The sequence below is a fragment of the Streptomyces hoynatensis genome (assembly GCF_003626535.1).
GTDB lineage: Bacteria > Actinomycetota > Actinomycetes > Streptomycetales > Streptomycetaceae > Streptomyces > Streptomyces hoynatensis.
This window is the reverse complement of the sequence record NZ_RBAL01000001.1, coordinates 122535-148073: the sequence shown is the minus strand read 5'-3', so window position 1 is coordinate 148073 and position 25539 is coordinate 122535. Positions and strand designations below refer to the sequence as shown.

At 71.0% G+C, this 25539-nt stretch carries 20 protein-coding genes and 1 tRNA gene; 3 read left to right on the top strand and 18 right to left on the bottom strand.

Annotated elements, in window-relative coordinates:
* Positions 1-160 precede the first annotated feature (160 nt).
* The 13 genes from fusA to D7294_RS00500 all read right to left on the bottom strand — a co-directional run bounded on the left by fusA (position 161) and on the right by D7294_RS00500 (position 16859).
* Positions 161-2281 (bottom strand): elongation factor G, encoded by a 2121-nt coding sequence (fusA, locus tag D7294_RS00560; protein WP_120674250.1) that lies wholly within the window; start codon positions 2279-2281, stop codon positions 161-163.
* Positions 2282-2320: 39 nt separating this feature from the next.
* Entirely contained in the window at positions 2321-2791 is a 471-nt protein-coding gene (gene rpsG / locus D7294_RS00555) for a 30S ribosomal protein S7 (RefSeq protein WP_120674248.1), read from the bottom strand.
* A gap of 2 nt (positions 2792-2793) precedes the next feature.
* Positions 2794-3165: a 30S ribosomal protein S12 gene (rpsL, locus tag D7294_RS00550; RefSeq protein WP_049572471.1), complete on the bottom strand. Its 372-nt coding sequence runs from the start codon at positions 3163-3165 to the stop codon at positions 2794-2796.
* 527 nt (positions 3166-3692) lie between these two features.
* Positions 3693-7592: a DNA-directed RNA polymerase subunit beta' gene (locus tag D7294_RS00545; RefSeq protein ID WP_120674246.1), complete on the bottom strand. Its 3900-nt coding sequence runs from the start codon at positions 7590-7592 to the stop codon at positions 3693-3695.
* A gap of 89 nt (positions 7593-7681) precedes the next feature.
* Entirely contained in the window at positions 7682-11167 is a 3486-nt protein-coding gene (gene rpoB / locus D7294_RS00540; RefSeq protein WP_120674244.1) for a DNA-directed RNA polymerase subunit beta, read from the bottom strand.
* A gap of 480 nt (positions 11168-11647) precedes the next feature.
* Complete coding sequence (rplL, locus tag D7294_RS00535) at positions 11648-12037, bottom strand: 50S ribosomal protein L7/L12 (RefSeq protein WP_120674241.1); 390 nt, start codon at positions 12035-12037, stop codon at positions 11648-11650.
* Between the two features lie 96 nt (positions 12038-12133).
* Positions 12134-12682, bottom strand: a complete 549-nt coding sequence (gene rplJ / locus D7294_RS00530; protein WP_120674239.1) for a 50S ribosomal protein L10 — start codon at positions 12680-12682, stop codon at positions 12134-12136.
* Between the two features lie 297 nt (positions 12683-12979).
* Positions 12980-13930 (bottom strand): SCO4651 family lipoprotein, encoded by a 951-nt coding sequence (locus D7294_RS00525; protein ID WP_120674237.1) that lies wholly within the window; start codon positions 13928-13930, stop codon positions 12980-12982.
* A 191-nt stretch (positions 13931-14121) separates the two neighbouring features.
* Positions 14122-14838 (bottom strand): 50S ribosomal protein L1, encoded by a 717-nt coding sequence (gene rplA, locus D7294_RS00520; protein ID WP_120674235.1) that lies wholly within the window; start codon positions 14836-14838, stop codon positions 14122-14124.
* A gap of 109 nt (positions 14839-14947) precedes the next feature.
* A complete protein-coding gene (gene rplK, locus D7294_RS00515) occupies positions 14948-15379 on the bottom strand; it encodes a 50S ribosomal protein L11 (RefSeq protein WP_113689416.1) in 432 nt (143 codons plus the stop codon).
* A gap of 187 nt (positions 15380-15566) precedes the next feature.
* Positions 15567-16385, bottom strand: a complete 819-nt coding sequence (gene nusG / locus D7294_RS00510) for a transcription termination/antitermination protein NusG (RefSeq protein WP_120674233.1) — start codon at positions 16383-16385, stop codon at positions 15567-15569.
* 53 nt (positions 16386-16438) lie between these two features.
* Positions 16439-16705 carry a preprotein translocase subunit SecE gene (secE, locus tag D7294_RS00505; protein WP_120675200.1) on the bottom strand — a complete coding sequence of 89 codons (267 nt, stop codon included), beginning with the start codon at positions 16703-16705 and terminating at the stop codon, positions 16439-16441.
* An 81-nt stretch (positions 16706-16786) separates the two neighbouring features.
* Positions 16787-16859, bottom strand: a tRNA-Trp gene (locus D7294_RS00500).
* Positions 16860-17152: 293 nt separating this feature from the next.
* On the opposite strand from D7294_RS00500, the gene D7294_RS00495 reads away from it, so the two are divergent.
* Both D7294_RS00495 and D7294_RS00490 read left to right on the top strand, forming a co-directional pair.
* On the top strand, positions 17153-18403 hold the full coding sequence (locus D7294_RS00495) for a pyridoxal phosphate-dependent aminotransferase (protein ID WP_158674543.1): 1251 nt from the start codon (positions 17153-17155) through the stop codon (positions 18401-18403).
* A 261-nt stretch (positions 18404-18664) separates the two neighbouring features.
* Complete coding sequence (locus D7294_RS00490) at positions 18665-19687, top strand: adenosine deaminase (protein WP_120674228.1); 1023 nt, start codon at positions 18665-18667, stop codon at positions 19685-19687.
* A gap of 76 nt (positions 19688-19763) precedes the next feature.
* On the opposite strand, the gene D7294_RS00485 is transcribed toward D7294_RS00490, so the two are convergent.
* Positions 19764-20471, bottom strand: a complete 708-nt coding sequence (locus D7294_RS00485; RefSeq protein ID WP_120674226.1) for an SDR family NAD(P)-dependent oxidoreductase — start codon at positions 20469-20471, stop codon at positions 19764-19766.
* A 102-nt stretch (positions 20472-20573) separates the two neighbouring features.
* Between D7294_RS00485 and D7294_RS00480 the strand changes: the two genes are divergently transcribed.
* Positions 20574-21506 carry a helix-turn-helix transcriptional regulator gene (locus tag D7294_RS00480; protein WP_120674224.1) on the top strand — a complete coding sequence of 311 codons (933 nt, stop codon included), beginning with the start codon at positions 20574-20576 and terminating at the stop codon, positions 21504-21506.
* Between the two features lie 121 nt (positions 21507-21627).
* Here D7294_RS00480 and D7294_RS00475 read toward each other — a convergent pair whose 3' ends face one another.
* The 4 genes from D7294_RS00475 to D7294_RS00460 form a co-directional block, all read right to left on the bottom strand.
* Positions 21628-22683, bottom strand: coding sequence for a UDP-N-acetylmuramate dehydrogenase (locus D7294_RS00475; protein ID WP_120674221.1), 1056 nt, complete (start codon positions 22681-22683; stop codon positions 21628-21630).
* A 201-nt stretch (positions 22684-22884) separates the two neighbouring features.
* Positions 22885-24336: an MFS transporter gene (locus D7294_RS00470; protein WP_120674219.1), complete on the bottom strand. Its 1452-nt coding sequence runs from the start codon at positions 24334-24336 to the stop codon at positions 22885-22887.
* 97 nt (positions 24337-24433) lie between these two features.
* Positions 24434-25012, bottom strand: a complete 579-nt coding sequence (locus D7294_RS00465) for a TetR/AcrR family transcriptional regulator (RefSeq protein WP_120674217.1) — start codon at positions 25010-25012, stop codon at positions 24434-24436.
* 95 nt (positions 25013-25107) lie between these two features.
* Positions 25108-25539: a MaoC family dehydratase gene (locus D7294_RS00460; protein WP_120674215.1), complete on the bottom strand. Its 432-nt coding sequence runs from the start codon at positions 25537-25539 to the stop codon at positions 25108-25110.

Here is a 25539-nt window from a genome sequence, read left to right as displayed (position 1 = left end):
TGTGGACTGGTGCTGTACGCCTCCCGCGCCTTGCGGGAGGTTTTCAGATGGTCGACCGAACCGGCCAGGACCCCGAGGGGGACGCCCTTGACCGCTTCGCTGAAGGGCTGGGCGTCCGGGGGCTCGAATGCCCCCGGAGCCCGGATGCTGGGGCCTGGGGCTATTCGCCCTTGGCCTTCGCGATGATCTCCTCCGCGACGTTCCGCGGAACCTCGCCGTAGGAATCGAACTGCATGCTGTAGCTCGCGCGACCCGAGGTCTTCGAGCGCAGGTCGCCCACGTACCCGAACATCTCCGAGAGCGGGACCAGCGCCTTGACGACCTTGGCACCGCTCCGGTCCTCCATGGCCTGGATCTGGCCGCGGCGGGAGTTCAGGTCGCCGATGACGTCGCCCATGTAGTCCTCGGGCGTGGTGACCTCGACGGCCATCAGGGGCTCCAGCAGGACCGGGCTGGCCTTCCGCGCGGCCTCCTTGAACGCCATGGAACCGGCGATCTTGAACGCCATCTCGGAGGAGTCGACGTCGTGGAACGCGCCGTCGAGCAGGGTCACCTTCACGCCGGTCAGCGGGTAGCCGGCGAGCACGCCGAACTCCATCGCCTCCTGGCAGCCCGCGTCCACCGAGGGGATGTACTCCCGGGGGATGCGGCCACCGGTGACCTTGTTCTCGAACTCGTACCCGTCGCCTTCCAGCGGCTCAAGGGCGATCTGCACCTTGGCGAACTGCCCGGAGCCACCGGTCTGCTTCTTGTGGGTGTAGTCGACCCGCTCGACGGCCCGGCGCACGGTCTCCCGGTAGGCGACCTGCGGCTTGCCGACGTTGGCCTCGACCTTGAACTCGCGCTTCATCCGGTCGACCAGGATGTCGAGGTGAAGCTCGCCCATGCCGGAGATGATCGTCTGACCGGTCTCCTGGTCCGCCTTGACCTGGAAGGACGGGTCCTCCTCGGCCAGGCGCTGGATCGCGATGCCCAGCTTCTCCTGGTCGCCCTTCGACTTGGGCTCGATGGCGACCTCGATCACCGGGGCCGGGAAGTCCATCGACTCCAGGATCACCTGGTTGGCCGGGTCGGAGAGCGTCTCGCCCGTCGTGGTCTGCTTCAGCCCCATGACGGCCACGATGTCGCCGGCGCCGACGCGGTCGATCTCCTCACGCTTGTTGGCGTGCATCCGGTAGATCTTGCCGATGCGCTCCTTCTTGTCCTTCACCGAGTTCTGCACCTGCGCGCCCGCGTGGAGCACGCCGGAGTAGACCCGGATGAAGGTGAGCTTGCCCAGGTGCGGGTCGCTCGCGATCTTGAAGGCGAGCGCGGCGAGCGGCTCCTCCTCGGAGGGCTTGCGCGCCACGACCTCCTCGGGGTTCCGCGGCGAGTGCCCCTCGATGGCCTCGACGTCCAGCGGGGAGGGCAGGTACCGCACCACCGCGTCGAGCAGGGGCTGCACGCCCTTGTTCTTGAACGCGGTGCCGCAGAACACCGGGGTGATGGTGGTGTCGCCCGTGCCGGTGGAGGCGAGGGTGACGCGGCGGATCGCCGTGTACAGCTGCTCCTGGGTGGGCTCCTCGCCCTCCAGGTACAGCTCCATCATCTCCTCGTCGTTCTCGGCGACCGCCTCGACCAGCTTGCCGTGCCACTCCTCGGCCTGGGCCCGAAGGTCCTCGGGGATGTCGACGACGTCGTACATCTCGCCGAGCTTGGTCTCCTCCGACCACACCAGGGCCTTCATGCGGACGAGGTCCACGACGCCCTTGAAGCCGGCCTCGGCGCCGATCGGCAGCTGCATGACCAGCGGAACGGCGTTCAGCCGGTCCACGATCATGTCCACGCAACGGAAGAAGTCGGCCCCCGTGCGGTCCAGCTTGTTCACGAAGCAGATGCGCGGCACGCCGTAGCGGTCCGCCTGGCGCCACACGGTCTCGGACTGCGGCTCGACACCGGCGACCCCGTCGAACACCGTGACGGCACCGTCGAGGACGCGCAGCGAGCGCTCCACCTCGACCGTGAAGTCGACGTGGCCCGGGGTGTCGATGATGTTGATCGTGTTGTCGACCTCGTCGACGGTCCAGTGACAGGTGACCGCCGCCGAGGTGATGGTGATGCCGCGTTCCTGCTCCTGCGCCATCCAGTCGGTGGTGGCGGCGCCGTCGTGAACCTCACCGATCTTGTAGCTCATGCCGGTGTAGTACAGGATCCGCTCGGTGGTCGTCGTCTTGCCCGCGTCGATGTGGGCCATGATCCCGATGTTGCGGACCTTGGCCAGGTCAAGTGAAGTGGTAGCCATCTGGCTTCAGTCTTCTCTCGGTCTCGATGGGGTGTGCGACTACCAGCGGTAGTGCGCGAAGGCCTTGTTGGACTCGGCCATCTTGTGGGTGTCCTCGCGCTTCTTCACGGAGGCGCCGAGCCCGTTGGAGGCGTCGAGCAGCTCGTTCATCAGCCGCTCGGTCATCGTCTTCTCGCGCCGGGCCCGGGAGTACCCGACCAGCCAGCGCAGCGCGAGGGTGGAGGAACGGCCGGGCTTCACCTCGACCGGCACCTGGTAGGTCGCGCCGCCGACGCGGCGGGACTTGACCTCGATGGTCGGCTTCACGTTCTCCAGCGCGCGCTTGAGCGTGATGACAGGGTCGGTGCCGCTCTTCTCGCGCAGGCCCTCCATGGCGCCGTAGACGATGCGTTCGGCGGTGGAGCGCTTGCCGTTGAGCAGCACCTTGTTGATGAGGGAGGTCACCAGGGGAGAGCCGTAGACCGGGTCGACGTGCACCGGGCGCTTCGGCGCGGGGCCCTTACGAGGCATGGTTACTTCTCCTTCTTGGCGCCGTAGCGGCTGCGGGCCTGCTTGCGGTTCTTCACACCCTGGGTGTCAAGAGAGCCGCGGATGATCTTGTAGCGCACACCCGGCAGGTCCTTCACACGGCCACCGCGCACCAGCACGATGGAGTGCTCCTGAAGGTTGTGGTTCTCACCCGGGATGTAGGCGGTGACCTCGATCCCATTGCTCAGCCGCACACGCGCGACCTTCCGAAGCGCCGAGTTCGGCTTCTTCGGGGTGGTCGTGAACACACGCGTGCAGACGCCGCGGCGCTGGGGCGAGCCCTCGAGCGCGGGCGTCTTGTTCTTCTCGACCTTGTCCTGCCGGCCCTTGCGGACCAGCTGCTGGATCGTTGGCACCGTATCTCCGGTTTCTCTGTGCCGATCTCGATAAAGCTAACCTGGAACACCCGCCGACCCACGCGGTCGGGCGTGTCGAAGACTGCACGGCTCCCGGCCTCCTCGTGAGAGTGAGGAGAGGATGCAGATCCCGGAGTTCCTTCTACGGCTGAAAGAGCGCAGGGAACACCCCAGGCACAAGGTCAGAGCGTACCTACCCTACGGGCCAGGGTCAAAACGATCGCCTGCCCGCGCGCGGATATGGAGCAACAGCCCACACGACGATACCGAAACCGTCCCCGCGGGTACGCGTGCGCCGCGGCTCCTGCATTTTTCCCCGTCGCCGCGCCTTCATGCCTGCCGCGCCCCGAACGTTCACCGCCGCGTTCCCCCGCCGCCCCGCCCCGTACGCCCCCGGCGGGGACGGCCAGGCGAGGCCCCCGCCGGACGAGGGCCCCGGGCGGCCCGAAGGCCCGCCCCGCGGCGGCACAGCCGCGCGGAACGGGCCTCGGGACGGCCGGGAGACGCCTCCCGACGGGCGGAGGGGGTCAGCCCTGGTAGGGGCCGTAGTCGTAGTCCTCCAGGGGGACCGCCTGGCCGGAGCCGGTGCCGAAGGGCGAGTAGTCGATGTCGTCGTATCCGACGGCCGAGTACATCGCGGCCTTCGCCTCCTCGGTCGGCTCGACCCGGATGTTCCGGTAGCGGGACAGGCCCGTGCCGGCCGGGATCAGCTTGCCGATGATCACGTTCTCCTTGAGGCCGATCAGGGAGTCCGACTTGGCGTTGATCGCCGCGTCGGTGAGCACCCGGGTCGTCTCCTGGAAGGACGCCGCCGACAGCCAGGACTCGGTGGCGAGCGAGGCCTTGGTGATGCCCATCAGCTGCGGACGGCCGGAGGCCGGGTGGCCGCCCTCGGCCACCACGCGCCGGTTCTCGCTCTCGAACTTCGAGCGCTCGACCAGCTCGCCGGGCAGCAGCTCCGCGTCGCCCGACTCGATGATCGTCACCCGGCGCAGCATCTGCCGGACGATGATCTCGATGTGCTTGTCGTGGATGGCGACACCCTGCGAGTTGTAGACCTTCTGGACCTCGCCGACCAGGTAGATCTGCACCGCCCGCTGGCCGAGGATGCGCAGCACGTCGTGCGGGTTGGCCGCGCCGACGGTCAGCGGCTGGCCGACGTTGACGTGCTCGCCCTCGCTCACCAGGAGCCTGGCCCGCTTGGAGACCGCGTAGGAGGTCTCGTCCGAGCCGTCGTCCGGGGTGACGATGACCTTCTTGGTCTTCTCGGTCTCCTCGATGCGCACCCGGCCGGCCGACTCGGAGATCGGCGCGACGCCCTTGGGCGTGCGGGCCTCGAAGAGCTCGACCACACGCGGCAGACCCTGCGTGATGTCCTCACCCGCGACACCGCCGGTGTGGAAGGTCCGCATGGTCAGCTGGGTGCCGGGCTCGCCGATGGACTGGGCGGCGATGATGCCGACCGCCTCGCCGATGTCGACCAGCTTGCCGGTCGCCAGCGAACGCCCGTAGCACATGGCGCAGGTGCCCACGGCCGACTCGCAGGTGAGGACGGAGCGGGTCTTGACGGTCTCCACGCCGTGGTTGACCAGCTCGTCGATCAGCACGTCGCCCAGGTCGGTGCCCGCCGGGGCCAGCACCTTGCCGTCGACGACGATGTCCTCGGCCAGGCACCTGGCGTAGACGCTGCTCTCGACGTCGTCCGCCTTGCGCAGCACGCCGTCCGCGCCCTTGGCCGCGATCGTCAGCTTGAGGCCGCGGTCGGTGCCGCAGTCCTCCTCGCGGATGATCACGTCCTGCGAGACGTCCACCAGACGCCGGGTGAGGTACCCGGAGTCCGCGGTCCGCAGGGCGGTGTCGGCCAGGCCCTTGCGGGCGCCGTGCGTGGAGATGAAGTACTCCAGCACCGACAGGCCCTCGCGGAAGGACGCCTTGATCGGCCGCGGGATCGTCTCGTTCTTCGCGTTGGACACCAGCCCGCGCATGCCCGCGATCTGACGCATCTGCATCATGTTTCCGCGGGCCCCCGAGTCGACCATCATGAAGATGGGGTTCGTCTTGGGGAAGTTCGCGCTCATGGCCTCGGCGACCTCGTTGGTCGCCTTCGTCCAGATCGCGATGAGCTCCTGCGTCCGCTCGTCCTTCGTGATCAGGCCGCGCTCGTACTGCTTCTGGACCTTCTCGTCCTGCGCCTCGTAGTCCGCGAGGATCTGCTTCTTCGCCTCGGGAACCACGATGTCGGAGACCGCGACGGTCACGCCGGAGCGGGTGGCCCAGTAGTAGCCGGCGGACTTGAGGTTGTCCAGGGCGGCGGCGACCACGACCTTGGGGTAGCGCTCGGCCAGGTCGTTGACGATGCCGGACAGCTGCTTCTTGCCCACGGACTGGTCCACGAAGGGGTAGTCCTCGGGCAGCAGCTCGTTGAACAGGGCGCGCCCCAGCGTGGTGCGCATCCGGAAGCTGTCGCCCGGCTGGTACTCGGGCTCACCCTCGGCCGGGGCCGGCGGGGTCCAGCCGCGGGGCGGGACCGAGCCCACGGGGAAGCGGATGTCGATCTTCGCCTGGAGCGAGAGCTCGCCGGCGTCGAAGGCCATGATCGCCTCGGCGGTCGAGGCGAACGACCGGCCCTCGCCCTTGACCTCGCGCTCCTCCTCGTCGGTGGTGAGGAAGAACAGGCCGAGCACCATGTCCTGGGTGGGCATGGTCACCGGGCGGCCGTCGGCGGGCTTCAGGATGTTGTTCGAGGACAGCATCAGGATGCGGGCCTCGGCCTGCGCCTCCGCGGACAGCGGCAGGTGCACGGCCATCTGGTCGCCGTCGAAGTCCGCGTTGAACGCGGTGCACACCAGCGGGTGGATCTGGATCGCCTTGCCCTCGACCAGCTGCGGCTCGAAGGCCTGGATGCCGAGCCGGTGCAGGGTCGGGGCGCGGTTGAGCAGCACCGGGTGCTCGGCGATGACCTCTTCGAGGACGTCGTACACCACGGTGCGCCCGCGCTCGACCATGCGCTTGGCCGACTTGATGTTCTGCGCGTGGTTCAGGTCCACCAGGCGCTTCATGACGAAGGGCTTGAACAGCTCCAGGGCCATCGCCTTGGGCAGGCCGCACTGGTGCAGCTTCAGCTGCGGGCCGACCACGATCACGGACCGGGCCGAGTAGTCGACGCGCTTGCCCAGCAGGTTCTGCCGGAAGCGGCCCTGCTTGCCCTTGAGCATGTCGGAGAGCGACTTCAGCGGCCGGTTGCCCGGGCCGGTCACCGGACGCCCGCGGCGGCCGTTGTCGAACAGCGCGTCCACGGCCTCCTGGAGCATGCGCTTCTCGTTGTTCACGATGATCTCGGGGGCGCCGAGGTCGAGAAGCCGCTTCAGGCGGTTGTTCCGGTTGATGACCCGGCGGTACAGGTCGTTCAGGTCGGAGGTCGCGAAGCGGCCACCGTCGAGCTGCACCATCGGGCGCAGGTCCGGCGGGATCACCGGGACGCAGTCCAGGACCATGCCCTTGGGGCTGTTGGAGGTCTGCAGGAAGGCGGAGACGACCTTCAGCCGCTTCAGGGCGCGGGTCTTCTTCTGGCCCTTGCCGGTGCGGATGATCTCCCGCAGCCGCTCGGCCTCCTCCTCCAGGTCGAAGGTCTCCAGGCGCTTCTGCAGCGCGGCGGCGCCCATCGAGCCGTCGAAGTAGGTGCCGAAGCGGTCGCGCAGCTCGCGGTAGAGCAGCTCGTCGCCCTCCAGGTCCTGGACCTTGAGGTTCTTGAAGCGGTTCCACACCTCGTCGAGGCGGTCGAGCTCGCGCTGCGCCCGGTCGCGGAGCTGCTTCATCTCGCGCTCGGCGCCCTCGCGCACCTTGCGGCGGGCGTCGGCCTTGGCGCCCTCGGCCTCCAGCTCGGCCAGGTCGGCCTCCTGCTTCTTGGCCCTGGCCTCCAGGTCGGCGTCGCGGCGCTGCTCGATCTGCTGGCGCTCCACGGAGATGTGCGCCTCAAGCGAGGGCAGGTCGCGGGTGCGGCGCTCCTCGTCCACGTACGTGATCATGTACGCGGCGAAGTAGATGACCTTCTCCAGGTCTTTCGGGGCCAGGTCGAGCAGGTAGCCCAGGCGCGAGGGAACGCCCTTGAAGTACCAGATGTGGGTGACGGGGGCGGCCAGCTCGATGTGGCCCATCCGCTCACGGCGCACCTTGGCACGAGTGACCTCGACGCCGCAGCGCTCGCAGATGATGCCCTTGAAGCGGACGCGCTTGTACTTGCCGCAGTAGCACTCCCAGTCCCGGGTGGGGCCGAAGATCTTCTCGCAGAAGAGGCCGTCCTTCTCGGGCTTGAGGGTGCGGTAGTTGATGGTCTCCGGCTTCTTGACCTCGCCGTGCGACCACTGACGGATGTCGTCAGCGGTGGCCAGGCCAATCCGCAGTTCGTCGAAGAAGTTGACGTCGAGCACTCTCGTCAATCCCTCTCAGTGTCGTGTCATCAATGGTCTGATCGGGGTCCGGATGGGGGAACCTCCCGGGCTGCCGCCCGGGAGACCCGTCAGACCTCTTCGACGCTGCTCGGCTCGCGCCGGGACAGGTCGATGCCGAGCTCCTCCGCGGCGCGGAAGACGTCCTCGTCGGTGTCACGCATCTCGATGGACATGCCGTCGGAGGACAGCACCTCCACGTTCAGGCAAAGGGACTGCATTTCCTTGATGAGCACCTTGAAGGACTCGGGGATGCCGGGCTCGGGGATGTTCTCGCCCTTGACGATCGCCTCGTAGACCTTGACGCGTCCGGTGACGTCGTCGGACTTGATGGTCAGCAGCTCCTGCAGGGCGTAGGCGGCGCCGTACGCCTCCAGCGCCCACACCTCCATCTCGCCGAAGCGCTGGCCGCCGAACTGCGCCTTACCGCCCAGCGGCTGCTGGGTGATCATCGAGTACGGGCCGGTGGAGCGCGCGTGCAGCTTGTCGTCCACGAGGTGGTGGAGCTTCAGGATGTACATGTACCCGACGGAGATCGGGTCCGGGAACGGCTCGCCCGACCTGCCGTCGTACAGCCGCGCCTTCCCGGAGGGCAGCACCAGCCGGTCGCCGTCCCGGTTCGGGATGGTCGACTCGAAGAGACCGGCGATCTCGTCCTCGCGGGCGCCGTCGAAGACCGGGGTGGCGACGTTGGTGCCGGGGGCGACCTCGTCGGCGCCGATGGCGCGCAGCCGCTCCTTCCACTCCGCCTCGTCGCCCTCGATCTTCCAGCCCTGGGAGGCGAGCCAGCCCAGGTGGATCTCCAGGACCTGCCCCGGGTTCATGCGGGAGGGCACGCCCAGCGGGTTCAGGATGATGTCGACCGGGGTGCCGTCGGCCATGAACGGCATGTCCTCGACGGGCAGGATCTTGGAGATCACGCCCTTGTTGCCGTGCCGGCCGGCCAGCTTGTCGCCGTCGGTGATCTTGCGCTTCTGCGCGACGTAGACGCGGACCAGCTGGTTCACGCCGGGCGGGAGCTCGTCGCCCTCCTCGCGGTCGAAGACGCGCACGCCGATGACCTTGCCGGTCTCGCCGTGCGGCACCTTCAGCGAGGTGTCGCGGACCTCGCGGGCCTTCTCGCCGAAGATCGCGCGCAGCAGGCGCTCCTCGGGGGTCAGCTCGGTCTCGCCCTTGGGGGTCACCTTGCCGACGAGGATGTCGCCGGCCTCGACCTCGGCGCCGATCCGGATGATGCCGCGGTCGTCGAGGTCGGCGAGGACCTCCTCGGACACGTTGGGGATGTCGCGGGTGATCTCCTCGGGGCCCAGCTTGGTGTCGCGGGCGTCGACCTCGTGCTCCTCGATGTGGATCGAGGACAGGACGTCGTCCTGCACCAGGCGCTGCGAGAGGATGATCGCGTCCTCGTAGTTGTAGCCCTCCCAGGGCATGAACGCGACCAGCAGGTTCTTGCCCAGGGCCATCTCGCCGCGCTGGGTCGAGGGGCCGTCGGCGATGACCTGCCCGGCCACCACCCGGTCGCCCTCCTCGACCAGCACCTTCTGGTTGTAGGAGGTGCCCTGGTTGGAGCGGTGGAACTTGGCCAGCCGGTGGGTGACGTGGGTGCCGTCGTCGTTCTGGATGGTGACGTAGTCGGCGGAGACGTCGCTGATGACGCCGTTCTGCTCGGCCTTGATCACGTCGCCCGCGTCGACCGCGGAGCGGTACTCCATGCCGGTGCCGACCAGCGGCGCCTCGGACTGGATGAGCGGCACGGCCTGGCGCATCATGTTCGAGCCCATGAGCGCGCGGTTGGCGTCGTCGTGCTCGAGGAAGGGGATCATGGCGGTCGCGACCGACGTCATCTGGCGCGGCGAGACGTCCATGTAGTCCACCTCCTCGCCGGCGACGTAGTCGATCTCGCCGCCGCGGCGGCGGACGAGCACCCGGGACTCGGCGAAGCGGTAGTCGTCGGTCAGCCTGGCGTTCGCCTGGGCGATGACGTACCGGTCCTCCTCGTCGGCGGTGAGGTAGTGCACCTCGTCGGTGACGACGCCGCCGGTCACCTTGCGGTAGGGGGTCTCGACGAAGCCGAACGGGTTGATCCGCCCGAAGGCGGCGAGCGAGCCGATGAGGCCGATGTTCGGCCCCTCGGGAGTCTCGATCGGGCACATCCGGCCGTAGTGCGAGGGGTGCACGTCACGGACCTCGAGGCCGGCCCGCTCGCGGCTGAGGCCGCCGGGGCCCAGCGCGTTCAGGCGGCGCTTGTGGGTCAGCCCGGAGAGCGGGTTGGTCTGGTCCATGAACTGCGACAACTGGCTGGTGCCGAAGAACTCCTTGATGGAGGCGACGACCGGCCGGATGTTGATCAGCGTCTGGGGCGTGATCGCCTCGACGTCCTGGGTGGTCATGCGCTCGCGCACGACGCGCTCCATGCGGGCCAGGCCGGTGCGGACCTGGTTCTGGATGAGCTCCCCGACGTTGCGCAGGCGGCGGTTGCCGAAGTGGTCGATGTCGTCGGTCTCGACCACGATGGTGCGCCCGCCCGGCGTCACCGTCTCGGTCTCCCCCGCGTGCAGGCGGACGAGGTACTTGATCGTCGCGACGATGTCCTCGACCGTGAGCACGCCGGCGTCCAGCGGCTCGTCGCCGCCGAGCTTCTTGTTGATCTTGTAACGGCCGACCTTGGCCAGGTCGTACCGCTTGGGGTTGAAGTACAGGTTCTCCAGGAGGGTCTGCGCGGCCTCGCGGGTCGGCGGCTCGCCCGGGCGCAGCTTGCGGTAGATGTCGAGCAGCGCGTCGTCCTGCCCCTGGGTGTGGTCCTTCTCCAGGGTGGCGCGCATCGACTCGTAGTCCCCGAACTCCTCGAGGATCTGGTCCGAGGTCCAGCCCAGGGCCTTCAGCAGCACGGTGACCGACTGCTTGCGCTTGCGGTCGATGCGGACGCCGACCATGTCGCGCTTGTCGATCTCCATCTCCAGCCAGGCGCCCCTGGAGGGGATGATCTTGGCCGAGAAGAGGTCCTTGTCCGAGGTCTTGTCGATGGTGCTGTCGAAGTAGACGCCGGGCGAGCGGACCAGCTGCGAGACGACCACGCGCTCGGTGCCGTTGATGCAGAAGGTGCCCTTGTCGGTCATGAGCGGGAAGTCGCCCATGAAGACGGTCTGGGACTTGATCTCGCCGGTCTCGTTGTTGGTGAACTCGGCCGTGACGAAGAGCGGGGCGGCGTACGTGAAGTCGCGCTCCTTGCACTCGTCGATCGAGTTCTTCGGCGGCTCGAAGCGGTGGTCGCGGAAGGTCAGCGACATGGACCCGGAGAAGTCCTCGATCGGGGAGATCTCCTCGAAGATCTCTTCCAGGCCCGACTTCCTGGGAACGTCCTGTCCACTCTCCAGCGCGGCCTCGACGCGGGCTTTCCAGGCGTCATTGCCGAGCAGCCAGTCGAAGCTCTCGGTCTGCAGCGCAAGGAGGTTGGGAACCTCTAGAGGCTCCTTGATCTTCGCAAAAGAGACACGCAGCGGTGCGGTGCTGCTGCCATTGTTCGTACTGTTGGTCGAGGCGTTGCGCGAGGCGGCCAAGAGGGGGTCCTTCCGAGGGCTCGGACTCTCTGCGCGCGTGCCCATCCCCCTGGTGACGGGCAGGAGGCAGCTAGGCAGCGCAAAGAGTCAGTGTAGCCACAAGACCCACTGATGTCCAATGCCCCTATCCACCATCGAGGAGCCACCCTCGGTGTTCTCTTGCCGCGACCCCCAGACCGCCCTCGGGCTGCCTGAAGACCCCTTCACGATCTACGCCCGGCCGCCTCGAACGCCGGTCGTGGACCTGTCTGCCGCATCACTTCCCGCTCCGCCACGGTTCCATGCCTCGGATCATGGACCGACTTGGCGACGCGACCTGAGAATCGCGCGCCGGATGCGGTTCGTCAAGGCCCCTCGGTGACCGAAGATCACCATACCCGCCCTGCCGCGGGGGGCAAGGAGGCCGCCGGAAGAACGCCCAGGGGCGACCACCCGACTGGGTGATCGCCCCTGGCGACGACCGCGGAGGCGGTCAGGCGGTCACTTGACCTCGACACCGGCGCCGGCGCCCTCGAGGGACTCCTTGGCCTTGTCGGCGGCCTCCTTGTTGACCTTCTCGAGGACGGGCTTCGGAGCGTTGTCCACGAGCTCCTTGGCCTCCTTGAGACCCAGCGAGGTCAGCTCGCGCACGACCTTGATGACCTGGATCTTCTTGTCGCCCGCGCTGGTGAGGACGACGTCGAACTCGTCCTTCTCCGGCTCGGCCTCGGCGGCGGCACCGCCACCACCCGGGGCGGCGACGGCGACGGCGGCCGGGGCGGCGGCCTTGACGTCGAACTTCTCCTCGAACTTCTTCACGAAGTCGGAGAGCTCGAGCAGGGTCATCTCGGAGAACTGGTCGAGCAGCTCGTCCTGGCTCAGCTTCGCCATGATGACGGTCCTTCCCTGTCTGACTTGAAGTCGGCTGGTGCCGGTTGGCCAGCCGGTTGGCTTGTGTCGATCGGCCGGTGTTCGGCGGGCGGATGCCTACTCGGCGGGAGCAGGCTCCCCGGCACCGCCCTGCTCCTCCTGCTTGGCGCGCAGCGCGTCCGCGGTGCGGACCAGCTGCGTGAGCGGGGCCTGGAAGGTCGCCGCGGCCTTGGCCATGGACGCCTTCAGGCCACCCGCCAGCTTGGCGAGCAGCACCTCGCGGGACTCGAGGTCCGCGAGCTTGTTGATCTCGTCCGCGGTCAGGGACTTGCCGTCGAGGACGCCGCCCTTGATCACGAGCGCGGGGTTTTCCTTGGCGAAGTCGCGCAGCCCCTTCGCCGCCTCGACCGGGTCACCGGTCACGAAGGCGACGGCCGTCGAGCCCTTGAAGAACTCGTCGAGCCCGGTGACCCCGGCCTCGTTGGCCGCGATCTTGGTCAGCGTGTTCTTCGCCACACGGTACTGGGCGTTCTCGCCGAGCGAACGGCGCAGCTTCTTGAGCTGCGCCACGGTGAGACCGGTGTACGCGGTGACGACGGCAGCGTGGGAGTGTTCGAAGTTCTCCCTGATCTCCTTGACGGCCGCCGCCTTGTCGGGACTCGCCATAACCTCGGCCCTCCTTCCGGGTTTTTCCGGGTGAACAACCGCAACGGAAGGAACCGGGCAAAACGAGCAAAACGAAACGCCCTGGCGCAGGCGCACAGGGCGGACTGAGGAGACGGACGTCTCCGGTCTTCCAGGGTCACCTACGCAGGCCGTCCGCGGTTCAGCGGATTCCTTCGGCCGCCCGGGACTCCTCGCGGAGCACGCGGCGGCAACCAGCGGTCTATGGCTACCGCACGAGGGTAGGCGACCGGCACACGCTCAGGCAAATCGGGTGCGGGGGCGCCCCCCACACCCGGCTCAGGCCCCCCGCGCCCCGTCTCCCCCGGCGCCCGCGCCGCCGAGGGCATCGCCCACCAGCGCGCCGAGGTAGTCGCCGAGGTCGGTCACCTCGTCCTCCGCGGGCGCCGACACCCGCACCTCCGTGCCGAGATCGGCGTAGTCCACCCGGTAGGTGACCGGCCCCTCGTCGGTGTCGTACGACTGCAGGACGCGGACCGGGAAGTCCTGCTCGTCCAGCCAGACGTCCACGTCGTACCCCTCGATGCCCTGGGCGCCCAGGGCCTCGGAGATCGCCTGCCGCTCCTCCTCGGTGAGCGCGGCCGCGCCCTCGCCCGCCAGGGCCTCCGCCACCGAGACGGAGCCCTCGTAGTGCCGCACCCGGGCGCCGTCGAGCTCCTCCTCGCCCGCCAGGGAGACGTCCGGCGAGGCGAGCAGCAGCCTCATCTGCCGCGCCGGGTCCTGGGCCGATCCGTCCAGGCCGAGGGACAGCTCGTCGGCGAGCGTCTCGTCGCCCGCCAGCCGGCCGAGGTCCGCCAGGTCGAGCCCCAGCCACTCGGCGCCGCCGGCGCCGCCCAGCACGTCCGCCACGTTCACGTACAGGGCGTCGTCGACCCGGATCAGCTCCGCCTCGGCCGCCTCGCCCCCGGCGCCGAAGCCCAGCCAGTCGCCCGTGGTGGTGGCGTCCATCGCGACCTGCTCGCCCCAGGAGAGGGCCCCCGAGACGCGGATCTCGCCGCCCGGCGAGCCCGGCCGGCTCAGCTCGGCCTCGAAGGTCGCCGAGGTGATCTCCTCGGTGGACCTGGCCGCGGCCTGCACCGCGGCCAGCGCCTCGCCCTGCCGCTCCCCCGCCTCGCCCCGCCCGTCCCCGGGAGCGGCGCGTTCGCCGTCTCCCGAGCCGCCACAGGCGGCCGTGCCCATCAGCAGTACCAGGGCCGCCGCGCCGAGCGCGGCGCCGTGCCTGTGGCGCATGGTGGCCTCCCGCCGTCTCTGGCCAGGACGCCGGGACCCCGGCCCCTCGCCGGTCCCCCGCGCGGCGTCCGCCGGCCTGTCCTCAGGCTAACTCCGGTCCCCCACAACGCACCTGCCCGCCTCCGCCGCTGTGACGAAACAGGTACGGCGGAGACGGGCAGGGAGAACGGGCAGGCGCCGCGCGGGAGGCGTCAGGCGACGGCCTCCTCCGCGAGCAGGTCGCGGGTGCGGTTGGTGTCCACGGGGACGCCGGGGCCCATCGTGGTGGTGATGGTGCTCTTCTTGAGGTAACGGCCCTTGGCCGCCGCCGGCTTGAGGCGCAGGATCTCGTCGAGCGCGGCGGCGTAGTTCTCCACGAGCTCACGCTCGCCGAAGGAGACCTTGCCGATCACGAAGTGCAGGTTCGCGTGCTTGTCCACGCGGAACTCGATCTTGCCGCCCTTGATCTCGGTGACGGCCTTCGCGACGTCGGGCGTGACGGTGCCCGTCTTCGGGTTCGGCATCAGGCCACGGGGACCGAGCACGCGGCCGAGCCGGCCGACCTTGCCCATCAGGTCCGGGGTGGCCACGACCGCGTCGAAGTCCAGGCGGCCGCCCGCGACCTCGGCGATCAGCTCGTCGGAGCCGACGATGTCGGCGCCCGCGGCCTCCGCGGCCGCCGCGCGCTCACCGGTGGCGAAGACCAGGACCCGGGCGGTCTTGCCGGTGCCGTGCGGCAGGTTGACGGTGCCGCGGACCATCTGGTCGGCCTTGCGCGGGTCGACGCCCAGGCGCATGGCGACCTCGACGGTCGCGTCGAACTTGGCCGGGGAGGTCTCCTTGGCCAGCCGCACCGCCTCAAGCGGGGCGTAGACGCGGGTCTTGTCGACCTTGGCGATCGCGTCGCGGTAATTCTTGCTGCGCTTCACTACTGCTCCTGCAGGCTGTCGTTCCGGAGTCGTGGTGCGGGCCAGCGCCTGGCCCTGCCACGGTGGGAGGGAATGCGGGGGGACGAGCGGGACGCCGGGAAGGCGGCGCTCAGCCCTCGACCGTGACGCCCATGGAACGGGCGGTGCCGGCGATGATCTTCTCGGCGGCGTCCAGGTCGTTGGCGTTCAGGTCGGGCATCTTGGTGGTGGCGATCTCCCGCACCTGGGCGCGGGTGATCTTGGCGACCTTGGTCTTGTGCGGCTCGCCCGAGCCCTTCTCCACGCCCGCGGCCTTGAGGATCATCTTGGCGGCCGGCGGGGTCTTCGTGATGAAGGTGAAGGAGCGGTCCTCGTAGACCGTGATCTCCACCGGGATGACCCAGCCGCGCTGCGACTCGGTCGCGGCGTTGTAGGCCTTGCAGAACTCCATGATGTTGACGCCGTGCTGGCCGAGGGCCGGGCCGACGGGCGGCGCGGGGTTGGCCGCGCCGGCCTGGATCTGGAGCTTGATCAGCCCTGTGACTTTCTTCCTGGGAGGCATGCGGTACTCCGGGTCCTGTGCGTTGTGGGTGTCTGCCGGGGCCGGGGCGCGCCTTCGCCGCGCGGAGGCAGACCGGTCAACGGTAGCGGCTGGCGCCCCGGGGCCCAAATCCGGGCCGCGCGGGACGCGGAACGGGCCCGCCCCGGCCGGGGAGGCCGGGAACGGGCCCGCGAACGTCCACGCCTGGCTAGTTCTTCTGGATCTGGTCGAAGCTGAGCTCCACCGGGGTCTCCCGGCCGAAGATCTCGACCAGGCCCTTGACCTTCTTGGAGTCGGGGTTGATCTCGTTGATCGTCGCCTGGAGGGTGGCGAAGGGCCCGTCGGTGACGGTGACCGAGTCGCCGACCTCGAAGTCGAGCACCTGGACCTCGACCTTGCGCCCGCCGCCGGCCACGCCGCCCTCGGCCGCCTCGGCGGCGGCCTTCTGCTCGGCCTCGGGGGCCAGCATCTTGACGATCTCGTCGAGGGTCAGCGGGTAGGGGTCGTAGGCGTTGCCGACGAAGCCGGTGACGCCCGGGGTGTTGCGCACCACGCCCCAGGACTCGTTCGTCAGGTCCATGCGCACCAGCACGTAGCTGGGGAGCTTGTTCTGCTTGATGGTGCGGCGGTCGCCGTTCTTGATCTGGACGACCTCCTCCTGGGGCACCTCGACCTGGAAGATGTAGTCCTCGACGTTCAGCGAGACGGCGCGCTGCTCCAGGTTGGTCTTCACGCGGTTCTCGTAGCCCGCGTAGGTGTGCACGACGTACCACTCGCCCGGCAGGGAGCGCAGCTCCTCGCGGAGCGCGGCCACCGGGTCGACGGGCTCGGCCTCCGCGGGCTCCTCGGCCTCCTCGCCCTCGGCTCCGGCCTCCTCGCCCGCCGCGGCGTCCCCGGCCTCCTCGGCCGGTGCCGCGTCGGCAGCTTCGTCCGGGTCGACGGCGTCCGCCGCCTCGGCGAGGTCGCGCTCGGCGCCCTCGTCTTCGACCTCTTCGGGCGCGGCGTCGGTGCGGTTCGGGTCAGACACGGTGGCTGCTACTTCCTGATGTCACGAAACGGGGTTGACCTTCAGCCGGAACATCAGCCGAAGACGTAGTCGACGGCTCGGCTGAACCCCCAGTCAAGCACGGTCAGGATGCAGATGACGACGAGGACGAAGAAGATCACCGCAGTGGTATAGGTCGACAGCTGGCGCCGTGAGGGCCACACGACCTTGCGGAGCTCGGCGATCACCTGCCGGTAGAACAGGGCGAGGCGACCCAGCGGTCCGCGCTTGGCACGCCTGCCGCGGCGGCCCGGACCCTCGCCCCGCGGCTGGGGCTCTGGCGTCTCCACGGAGTCTGTGATCCCAGCCACTCGTCCTCACCTGATCCCGGTCATGGTCATAAGCCGCCCGGCCACCCGGACGGCTGTTCACCTATCGTGTAGCAGGGCCGGAGGGACTTGAACCCCCAACCGCTGGTTTTGGAGACCAGTGCTCTACCAATTGAGCTACGACCCTTTGACGCATGGTGCCGACAGCCGACAGCCGACAACGTATCGCATGTGCCGCCACCGGTCAGGAGTGTACGTGGTGAAACGGCTGCCGTCGAACGGCTCGTGACTCTTGCCCGCGCGCCCACCGGCGCACATCCCACGCACCTTCCCACGCGCTCCCCCCTATCTGTCCCGCGCGCCCTCTCGTGGGACAGCACGCGCCGGGCCGCGCGGGATGTGGGTGCCTTTTCGGGCGCCCCGGCGCCACCGCTCACAACCCGGATGCCGGGCAGGGGCGCGGTCTGCGACCATTTCCGTATGAGTGCCGCATCCTCTCCCGCATCCGCTTCCGCAGCCGCCGCGCCGGCGAGCCGGGTCTCGGCCCGGGTCGGCGCGATCGCCGAGTCCGCCACGCTGGCGGTCGACGCCAAGGCGAAGGCCCTCAAGGCCGCCGGGCGCCCGGTGATCGGCTTCGGGGCCGGCGAGCCCGACTTCCCCACTCCCGGCTACATCGTCGACGCCGCCGTGGAGGCCTGCCGCAACCCGCGCTTCCACCGGTACACCCCGGCCGGGGGGCTGCCCGAGCTGAAGGAGGCGCTGGCCGCGAAGACGCTGCGGGACTCGGGCCTCGCCGTGGAGCCCGCGCAGGTGCTGGTGACCAACGGCGGCAAGCAGGCGATCTACGAGGCCTTCGCCGCGCTGCTCGACCCGGGCGACGAGGTGATCGTGCCGGCGCCGTACTGGACGACCTACCCGGAGTCGATCCGCCTGGCCGGCGGCGTCCCGGTGGCGGTGGTCGCCGACGAGACGACCGGGTACCTGACCACGGTCGAGCAGTTGGAGGCGGCGCGCACCGAGCGCACCAAGGTGCTGCTCTTCGTCTCGCCCTCCAACCCGACGGGCGCGGTCTACCCGCGCGAGCAGGTGGCGGCGATCGGGCGCTGGGCGGCGGAGCACGGGCTGTGGGTGCTCACCGACGAGATCTACGAGCACCTGGTCTACGGCGAGGCGCGGTTCTCCTCGCTGCCGACCGTGGTGCCGGAGATCGCCGACCGGTGCCTGGTGGTGAACGGGGTGGCCAAGACGTACGCCATGACCGGCTGGCGGGTCGGCTGGCTGCTCGGCCCCAAGGACGTGATCAAGGCGGCGGCCAACCTCCAGTCCCACGCCACCTCGAACGTCAACAACGTGGCCCAGGCCGCGGCGCTCGCCGCCGTCTCCGGGGACCTGACCGCGGTGGCCGAGATGCGGACGGCCTTCGACCGCAGGCGGCGGACGATCGTGCGGATGCTCAACGAGATCCAGGGCGTGACCTGCCCCGAGCCCGAGGGCGCGTTCTACGCCTACCCCTCGGTGAAGGGGCTGCTCGGCAAGGACATCAGGGGGCGGCGCCCGCGCACCAGCCTGGAGCTGTCCGCGCTGCTGCTGGAGGAGGCCGAGGTCGCGGTGGTGCCGGGCGAGGCGTTCGGCACCCCGGGCTACCTGCGGCTGTCCTACGCGCTGGGCGACGACGACCTGGTGGAGGGCGTCTCGCGGCTGCAGAAGCTGCTTGCGGAGGCGGCGGACTGACGTTCGCGCTCCCTTCGTGCGAGCGGGCCGCCGGGTCTTCGGCGGCTCGCTTGTGCGTTCAGGCGGCGCCTCGTTCGGTGCATGGTGGTGCCCGGATGCCGCCGGGATACGGCAAGATCGGGGGGATAGGCGGGACGCATCCACCACGGCGGTGCCCTCCCGCCCCCGCGCGCGGCGTTCCCGCCGGGTCGCGCGGCGACCTCGAAAGGGCCCGGCCCGCCCCCGCGACCGCGGCGGAGCCCGGGCGGCGACGGAGAGCGTATGACCAGCGTTCGTGACATCCGGCTCCTGCCGAAGGCGCACCTGCACCTGCACTTCACCGGGTCGATGCGGCCCACGACGCTGCTTGAGCTGGCCGACAAGTACGGGGTGCACCTGCCGGAGGCGCTCGGGAACACGGGCCGTCCGCCGCGGCTGCGCGCCACGGACGAACGCGGCTGGTTCCGCTTCCAGCGGCTCTACGACGCGGCGCGGAACTGCCTGCGGGAGCCGGAGGACATCCAGCGGCTGGTCCGGGAGGCGGCCGAGGAGGACCTCAAGGACGGCTCGCGCTGGCTGGAGATCCAGGTCGACCCCACCTCGTACGCGCCGCGTCTCGGCGGGCTGATCCCGGCGCTCGAAATCATCCTCGACGCGGTGGAGACCACCGCCAGGGAGACCGGCCTCGGGATGCGGGTGCTGGTCGCGGCGAACCGGATGAAGCACCCGCTGGACGCGCGCACGCTGGCCCGTCTCGCGGTCCGCTACCGGGACCGCGGGGTCGTGGGTTTCGGCCTTTCCAACGACGAACGCCGGGGCATGGCACGGGACTTCGACCGGGCCTTCGCCATCGCGCGGGAGGGTGGGCTGCTGTCCGCCCCGCACGGCGGCGAGTTGTCGGGGCCGGCCAGCGTGCGGGACTGCCTCGACGATCTGCGGGCCGGCCGGATCGGGCACGGCGTGCGGGCTGCGGAGGACCCGCGGCTGCTCGAACGGCTCGCGGAGGCGCGGGTGACCTGCGAGGTCTGCCCGGCCTCCAACGTGGCCCTCGGCGTGTACGAGCGGCTGGCGGACGTGCCGTTGCGGACGCTGTGGCGGGCCGGGGTGCCGATGGCGCTCGGCGCGGACGATCCGCTGCTCTTCGGGGCGCGGCTGGCCGCCCAGTACGAGATCGCCCGGGAGCACCACGGCTTCACGGACGCCGAACTCGCCGAATTGGCGCGGCAGTCGGTGCGGGCGGCGGCGGCCCCCGAGGACGTGCGCGAGAAGCTGCTCGTCGGCATCGACGAGTGGCTCGCGCTGTGAGCGGCCCGCGCGCCGCGGCGGCCCGGGCCTGCGGCCCGGGGGTGCGGGGCGCCGCCGCGGGCCGTGCGGTCCTGGCTCACCAGGGGAGGCGTCCTGCGACGTCGAAGTAGCCGCCGGTCGGGCCGCCGGGGCCGGTCTGCGCCATGCGGACGATGATCTCGGCGCCCTCCTCGACGGTCTGCGTGCCGGTGTTCATGTTGAGGTCGGTCGCGGTGTAGCCGGGCTCGACCGCGTTGATCCGGAGGGTGGGGAACGCCTTGGCGTACTGGACGGTGACCATGTTGACCGCGGCCTTGGAGGCCGGGTAGGCCACCCCGGGGTAGGCGTGGCCTGGCGAGTCCTCGCGTGTCATCCCGGTCAGCGAGGCCAGGCCGCTGCTGACGTTGACCACCACGGGGGCGGCGGAGCGCAGCAGCAGCGGCAGGAACGCGTGGGTGACGCGGACCAGGCCGAAGACGTTCGTCTCGAAGAGGGTCCGCATCTCCTCCGCGGTGGTGTCGGCGGCGGAGACGACGCTGCCGTCGGGCCTGCGCCCCTCGATGCCCGCGTTGTTGACCAGCACGTCGAGGCCGCCTTCCGCCTCGACGGTGCGGGCCGCGGCGGCGACGGAGGCGTCGTCGGTGACGTCGATCGTGAGGGCCCGCGCGCCGAGCCGGCCGGCGGCCACGCGGCCGCGCTCCGGGTCCCGGCTGCCGAGGTAGACGGTGTGGCCCGCGGCGAGGAGGCGGCGGGCCGTCTCGAAGCCGAGTCCCTTGTTCGCTCCGGTGATCAGTGTCGTTGTCATGCTTCAAGACTCCGGCGCCGCGGGGCGGACAGCCAGGCGTCCGGTCTTCCTGGGACCACGGGTACCAGGCAGGCGGGCGGCGGCGGGGGGACACTGGGAGGCATGGCGAGGGCGGAGCGCGGGGACCGCGCGGACACGGCGGACTCCGGGCGCCGGGAGGCGTCCGCGGGCCTCGGGCGGCACCCCGGTGCGGCCGGGGACTTCCGGGACTTCGGGGCCGCGGTGCGGCGCCGGCGCGATCGGGTGCGGCCCGAGGACGCGGGGCTGCCCGCCGGGGGGCAGCGGCGGGCCCCCGGCCTGCGCCGGGAGGAGCTGGCCCTGCTCGCCGGGATCTCCGCCGACTACCTCACCCGCCTCGAACAGGGCCGCGCCTCCCACCCCTCGGCGCAGGTCGTGGAGGCCCTGGCCCGGGCCCTCCGGCTGGACTCCGGGGAGCGGGCCCACCTGTTCCGGCTGGCGGGACTCGCCACGCCCGGCCCGGACACGGTGCCCGGGTACCTGACGCCGAGCGTGCAGCGGCTGCTCGACCGGATGAGCGGAACGCCCGTCGCGGTCCACGACGCGGCCTGGAACCTGCTGGTGGCCAACCCGCCGTACGCCGCCCTCATGGGCGACCCCTCGGCCCAGCGCGGTCACGAACGCAACGGGGTGTGGCGCACCTTCCTCGGCCCGGCCGGCCGGGCGCGGCTCACCGCGGAGGAGCGGCGCGCGCTGGAGGCCGCGCTCGTCTCGGACCTGCGCGAGGCGACGGGCCGCTATCCGGGGGACCCGCGGCTTGCGGGCCTGGTGTCCGGGCTGCGGGCGCGCAGCGAGCGGTTCGCCCGGCTGTGGGACTCGGGGGCGGTCGGCCGCCACGAGGCCGCGCGCAAGACGATCGACCATCCGCAGGTCGGCCCGGTGAGGCTGGACTGCGACGTGCTCACCGTCGCGGGCAGCGACCTGCGGATCATGGTCTACACGGCCGAGCCGGGCACCGAGGACGCCGAGCGCCTGGCGCTGCTGATCGTGCTGGGCACCCAGTCGCTCGCGGGCTAGCCGGCCGCCCCGCGACGTCGCGCCGCCCCGGCCCCGCGGCAGGGGGCCCGCCGCGGGCCGCCTTGCCGCGCCACCCGGGCCGCGCCGCGCCTCCGGGCCGCGCCGCCGGGGGCTCGGGGCCCTACAGGCTGAGGCCCACCAGGACCGGCTCGTTCACCAGGGTGACGCCGAAGGCCGCCCGCACGCCCTCGCGGATCTCCCTGGCGAGCGCGAGGAGGTCGGCGGCGTCGGCGCTTCCGCGGTTGGTGAGGGCGAGGGTGTGTTTGCCCGAGATGCGGGCCTGGCCCGTGCCGTAGCCCTTGGGGAAGCCGGCGTGCTCGATCAGCCAGGCCGCGGAGGTCTTGGTGCGGCCCTCGCCCGCGGGGTAGGCGGGCGGGGTGGTGCCGGGGCCGAGGCGCTCGGCGGCGCGGGCGAGGAAGGCGGCGTGGGCGGCGGCGTCGAGCACGGGGTTGGTGAAGAACGAGCCGGCCGACCAGGTGTCGTGGTCCTCGGGGTCGAGGACCATGCCCTTGCCGGTGCGCAGCTTCAGCACCGCATCCCGCGCGTCGGCGAGCGGCACCCTCGCGCCCGGCTGGACGCCGAGCAGGCGGGCCGTCTCGGCGTAGCGCAACGGGGCGGAGAGGCCGCCGGCGTCCTCCAGGTCGAAGCGGACGCGCAGCACCACGTAGCGGGTGGGGTCCGCCTTGAACCTGCTGTGCCGGTAGCCGAATCCACAGGCGGCGGCCGGGAGGGTGACGGTGGCGCGCTCCGCGCGGTCGTAGGCGACGACCTCGGTGACGTGGGAGGAGACCTCCTGGCCGTAGGCGCCGACGTTCTGGATCGGGGTGGCGCCGGCCGAGCCCGGGATGCCGGCGAGGCACTCGATCCCGGCGAGCCCGGCCTCGACGGTCGCGGCGACGGCGGCCGACCAGTTCTCCCCCGCGGCGAGCTCCAGGCGGGTGCCGTCGAGGCGGACGCCGGTGGTCGCGACGCGCAGGGCGGTGCCCTCGAAGCCGGAGTCGGCGATCAGCAGGTTGCTGCCGCCGCCGATCAGCAGCAGCGGGGTGCCCGCCGCGTCGGCCTCGCGGACGGCGGCGATCACCTCCTCGTCGCTCTCCGCGACGAGCAGCCGCCGCGCGGGCCCGCCGACCCGCAGCGTGGTCAACGGTCCCAGCACGGCATCACGGATCTCCTGCACCCCGCCAGAATACGACCGGCCCTCACGCCCGTCCCGCCGGGCGAGGCCGTCGCCCGGGACGCGAAGCCGACCACCTCCTCACGTGAGGAGGTGCCTCGCCCGCCGAAGTCCCGGGCGCGAAACCGCCGCCCCCGCCCGGCCGGTGGCGGCGGGGCGGGGGCGGCGGGGCCGCGGCGGTGGGCCGTGGTGCGGTCCCGGGTCTCACCGGGCGGCGGGGGCGCGCTCCGGCTCGGGGGCGGACCCGGCGACGGGACGGCCGGTGGCGCGGGGCGCGCGGTGGGCGCGGGGGGCGATCAGCATGACCACGGTGGCGACCAGCAGGGTGAAGGCGCCGCCCCACACGGCCGGGACGAGACCGTCGGTGAAGGCGTCCGGGCTCTCGTAGCCGCCGTTGGCCGCGAAGACGGCCGCGAGGACGGCCACGCCGAGGGAGGCGCCCAGCTCGCGCATCGCGTTGCTGACGCCGGAGGCGATGCCCTGCTCCCGCTCGCCGACCGAGCCCATCACCAGCGGGCCGGTCGCCGCGAAGAACATGGCCATGCCGACGCCGCACAGCACGAAGGCCGGGACCTGCTCCGGGTAGCCGACGTCCGGCTCGGCGAGCAGCGCGAACCAGCCGAGGCCGCAGGCCATCAGCAGCATGCCGACGGCGGCGATCGAGCGCCCGCCGATCCGGTCGGAGAGGGCGCCCATCAGCGGCGTCACCACCATGGGCATGGCCGTCCACGGCAGCATCCGCAGCCCCGCCTCCTGCGGCGAGTAGCCCTGGATCAGCTGGAGGAACTGGGTCAGCAGGAAGATGGAGCCGAACATCCCGGCGGACATCAGCAGGCCGGCGCCGATCGAGGCGCTGAACTGCCGGGAGCGGAACAGCCGCAGCGGCACCATCGGTGCCCTGGCCCGCAACTGCCAGGCGAGGAACGCCCCGAGCAGCGCTCCGCCGGCGACGAAGCTCCCCACCACGCCCGCGGAGGTCCAGCCGTGGTCGTTGCCCCGGACGATGCCGAGCAGGACGCCGAGCATGCCGCTGCCGGCGAGGACCGCGCCCAGCGGGTCGAGGCGGGCGCCGGGGACGCGGCTCTCGGCGAGGCGCAGCGGGATCAGGGGCAGCAGGAGCAGGCCGAGCGGCACGTTCACCCAGAAGATCCACTGCCAGGAGATGTGTTCGACGATGATGCCGCCGATGAGGGGGCCGCCGGCGACGGCGAGGCCGTTGATCGCTCCCCAGACGCCGAAGGCGGCGCCGCGCCGCTCGGCGGGGACGGTGGCGGAGATCAGGGTGAGGCTGAGGGGGAAGACCAGGGCGGCGCCCGCGCCCTGCAACGCCCGGCCCGCGATCAGCATCTCGGTGGAGCCGGCCAGGGCGGAGGCGGCGGAGGCGGCGGTGAACAGCGCGACGCCCAGGGCGAAGAGGCGGCGGCGCCCGTAGCGGTCGCCGAGGGCGGCGGCGGGCAGCAGCAGGCAGGCGAAGGGCAGCGTGTAGCCGTTGACGATCCACTCCAGCTGGCCGACGCCGCTGTCGAGGTCCTCGCGGATCGCCGGGAGGGCGGTGGTGACGACGAGGTTGTCCAGGGCGGTCATGAACGTGGCGGCCCCGGTGAGCACCAGCGTCCAGACGATGACCGCGCGGCCGGGGGCCGGTGGTGCTTCCATCGTTTCCTCCGAGTGGGACTGAGGGGGTGACTGTTAGATAGTGATTGCTCAATAACTTTCTTGGCCGCAAAAAAGGGCGCGCGCGCCGCGCCCCCGCTCAGCCGTCGGCCGCGACGCAGACGTCCTCGCCGAAGCCGCAGGTGCGCCAGACGTGGTGGGCGCCGGGGAAGCCCAGCGCCATCAGCACGTTGATCAGCATCCCGTGCGCCATGAACTGACCGGTGACCTCCGGGTCCGCGCCGAGCGCGAGGTGCACGGCGTCGAGGAGGTCGGCCCAGCGCCCGCGCAATTCCTCGCCGAACTCGTGGTCGCCGGCGGCCTCGGCCCCGTGCGCCGCGATGTACATCTGCATCTGGAACATCAGCCGGTCCCGGTCCCCGATGAGGCCCAGGTAGGCGTTGCCCATGGCCTGGCCGGCCTCCTCCGGCCCGGCCGCCCCGGCCGCCTTCTCGAACTCCTGCCGGATCTCGTCCGTGCAGCGGGCGGCGGCGGCCAGGAAGATCGCGCGCTTGTCGGCGAAGAGCCGGAACAGGTACGGCTGGGAGACGCCCACCCGGCGGGCGATCGCCGCCGTCGAGGTGCCCGCGTACCCGGAGCGGCCGAACTCGGTGATGGCCGCGCGGATGACGCTTTCGCGCCGCTCCGCCGCCGACTTGCGTGCCGTGTCCTTCGCCATGCCGAGTAAGTTAGTGGCCAATCACTAACTTCGTCAAGCGGCCCGGCGGCCCGGCCCCGGCCGCGTGGCGGCGCCGGGCCGGGGCCGGGGCCGTCTCAGGCCAGCCTGACCACCGCGCGGGCCAGGCCGAGCACCTTCTGCCCGGCGCTGTGCGCGGAGAGGTCGACGCGGACGGTCCGCGCCTCGTCGTCCAGCTTGGCGGCCACCTTGGCGCTCACCTCGATGAGCGCGCCCTTCTCGTCGTCGGGCACCACGACCGGCTTGGTGAACCGCACCCCGTACTCCAGCACCGCCCCGGGGTCGCCCACCCAGTCGGTCACCACCCGGATCGCCTCCGCCATGGTGAACATGCCGTGCGCGATGACGTCGGGCAGGCCCACCTCCCTGGCGAACCGCTCGTTCCAGTGGATCGGGTTGAAGTCGCCCGAGGCGCCGGCGTACCGCACCAGCGTCTCCCGGGTGACGGGGAAGCTCGCCCCGGGCAGCTCGGTGCCCACCTCGACGTCCGCGTAGGCGATGCGCGCCAT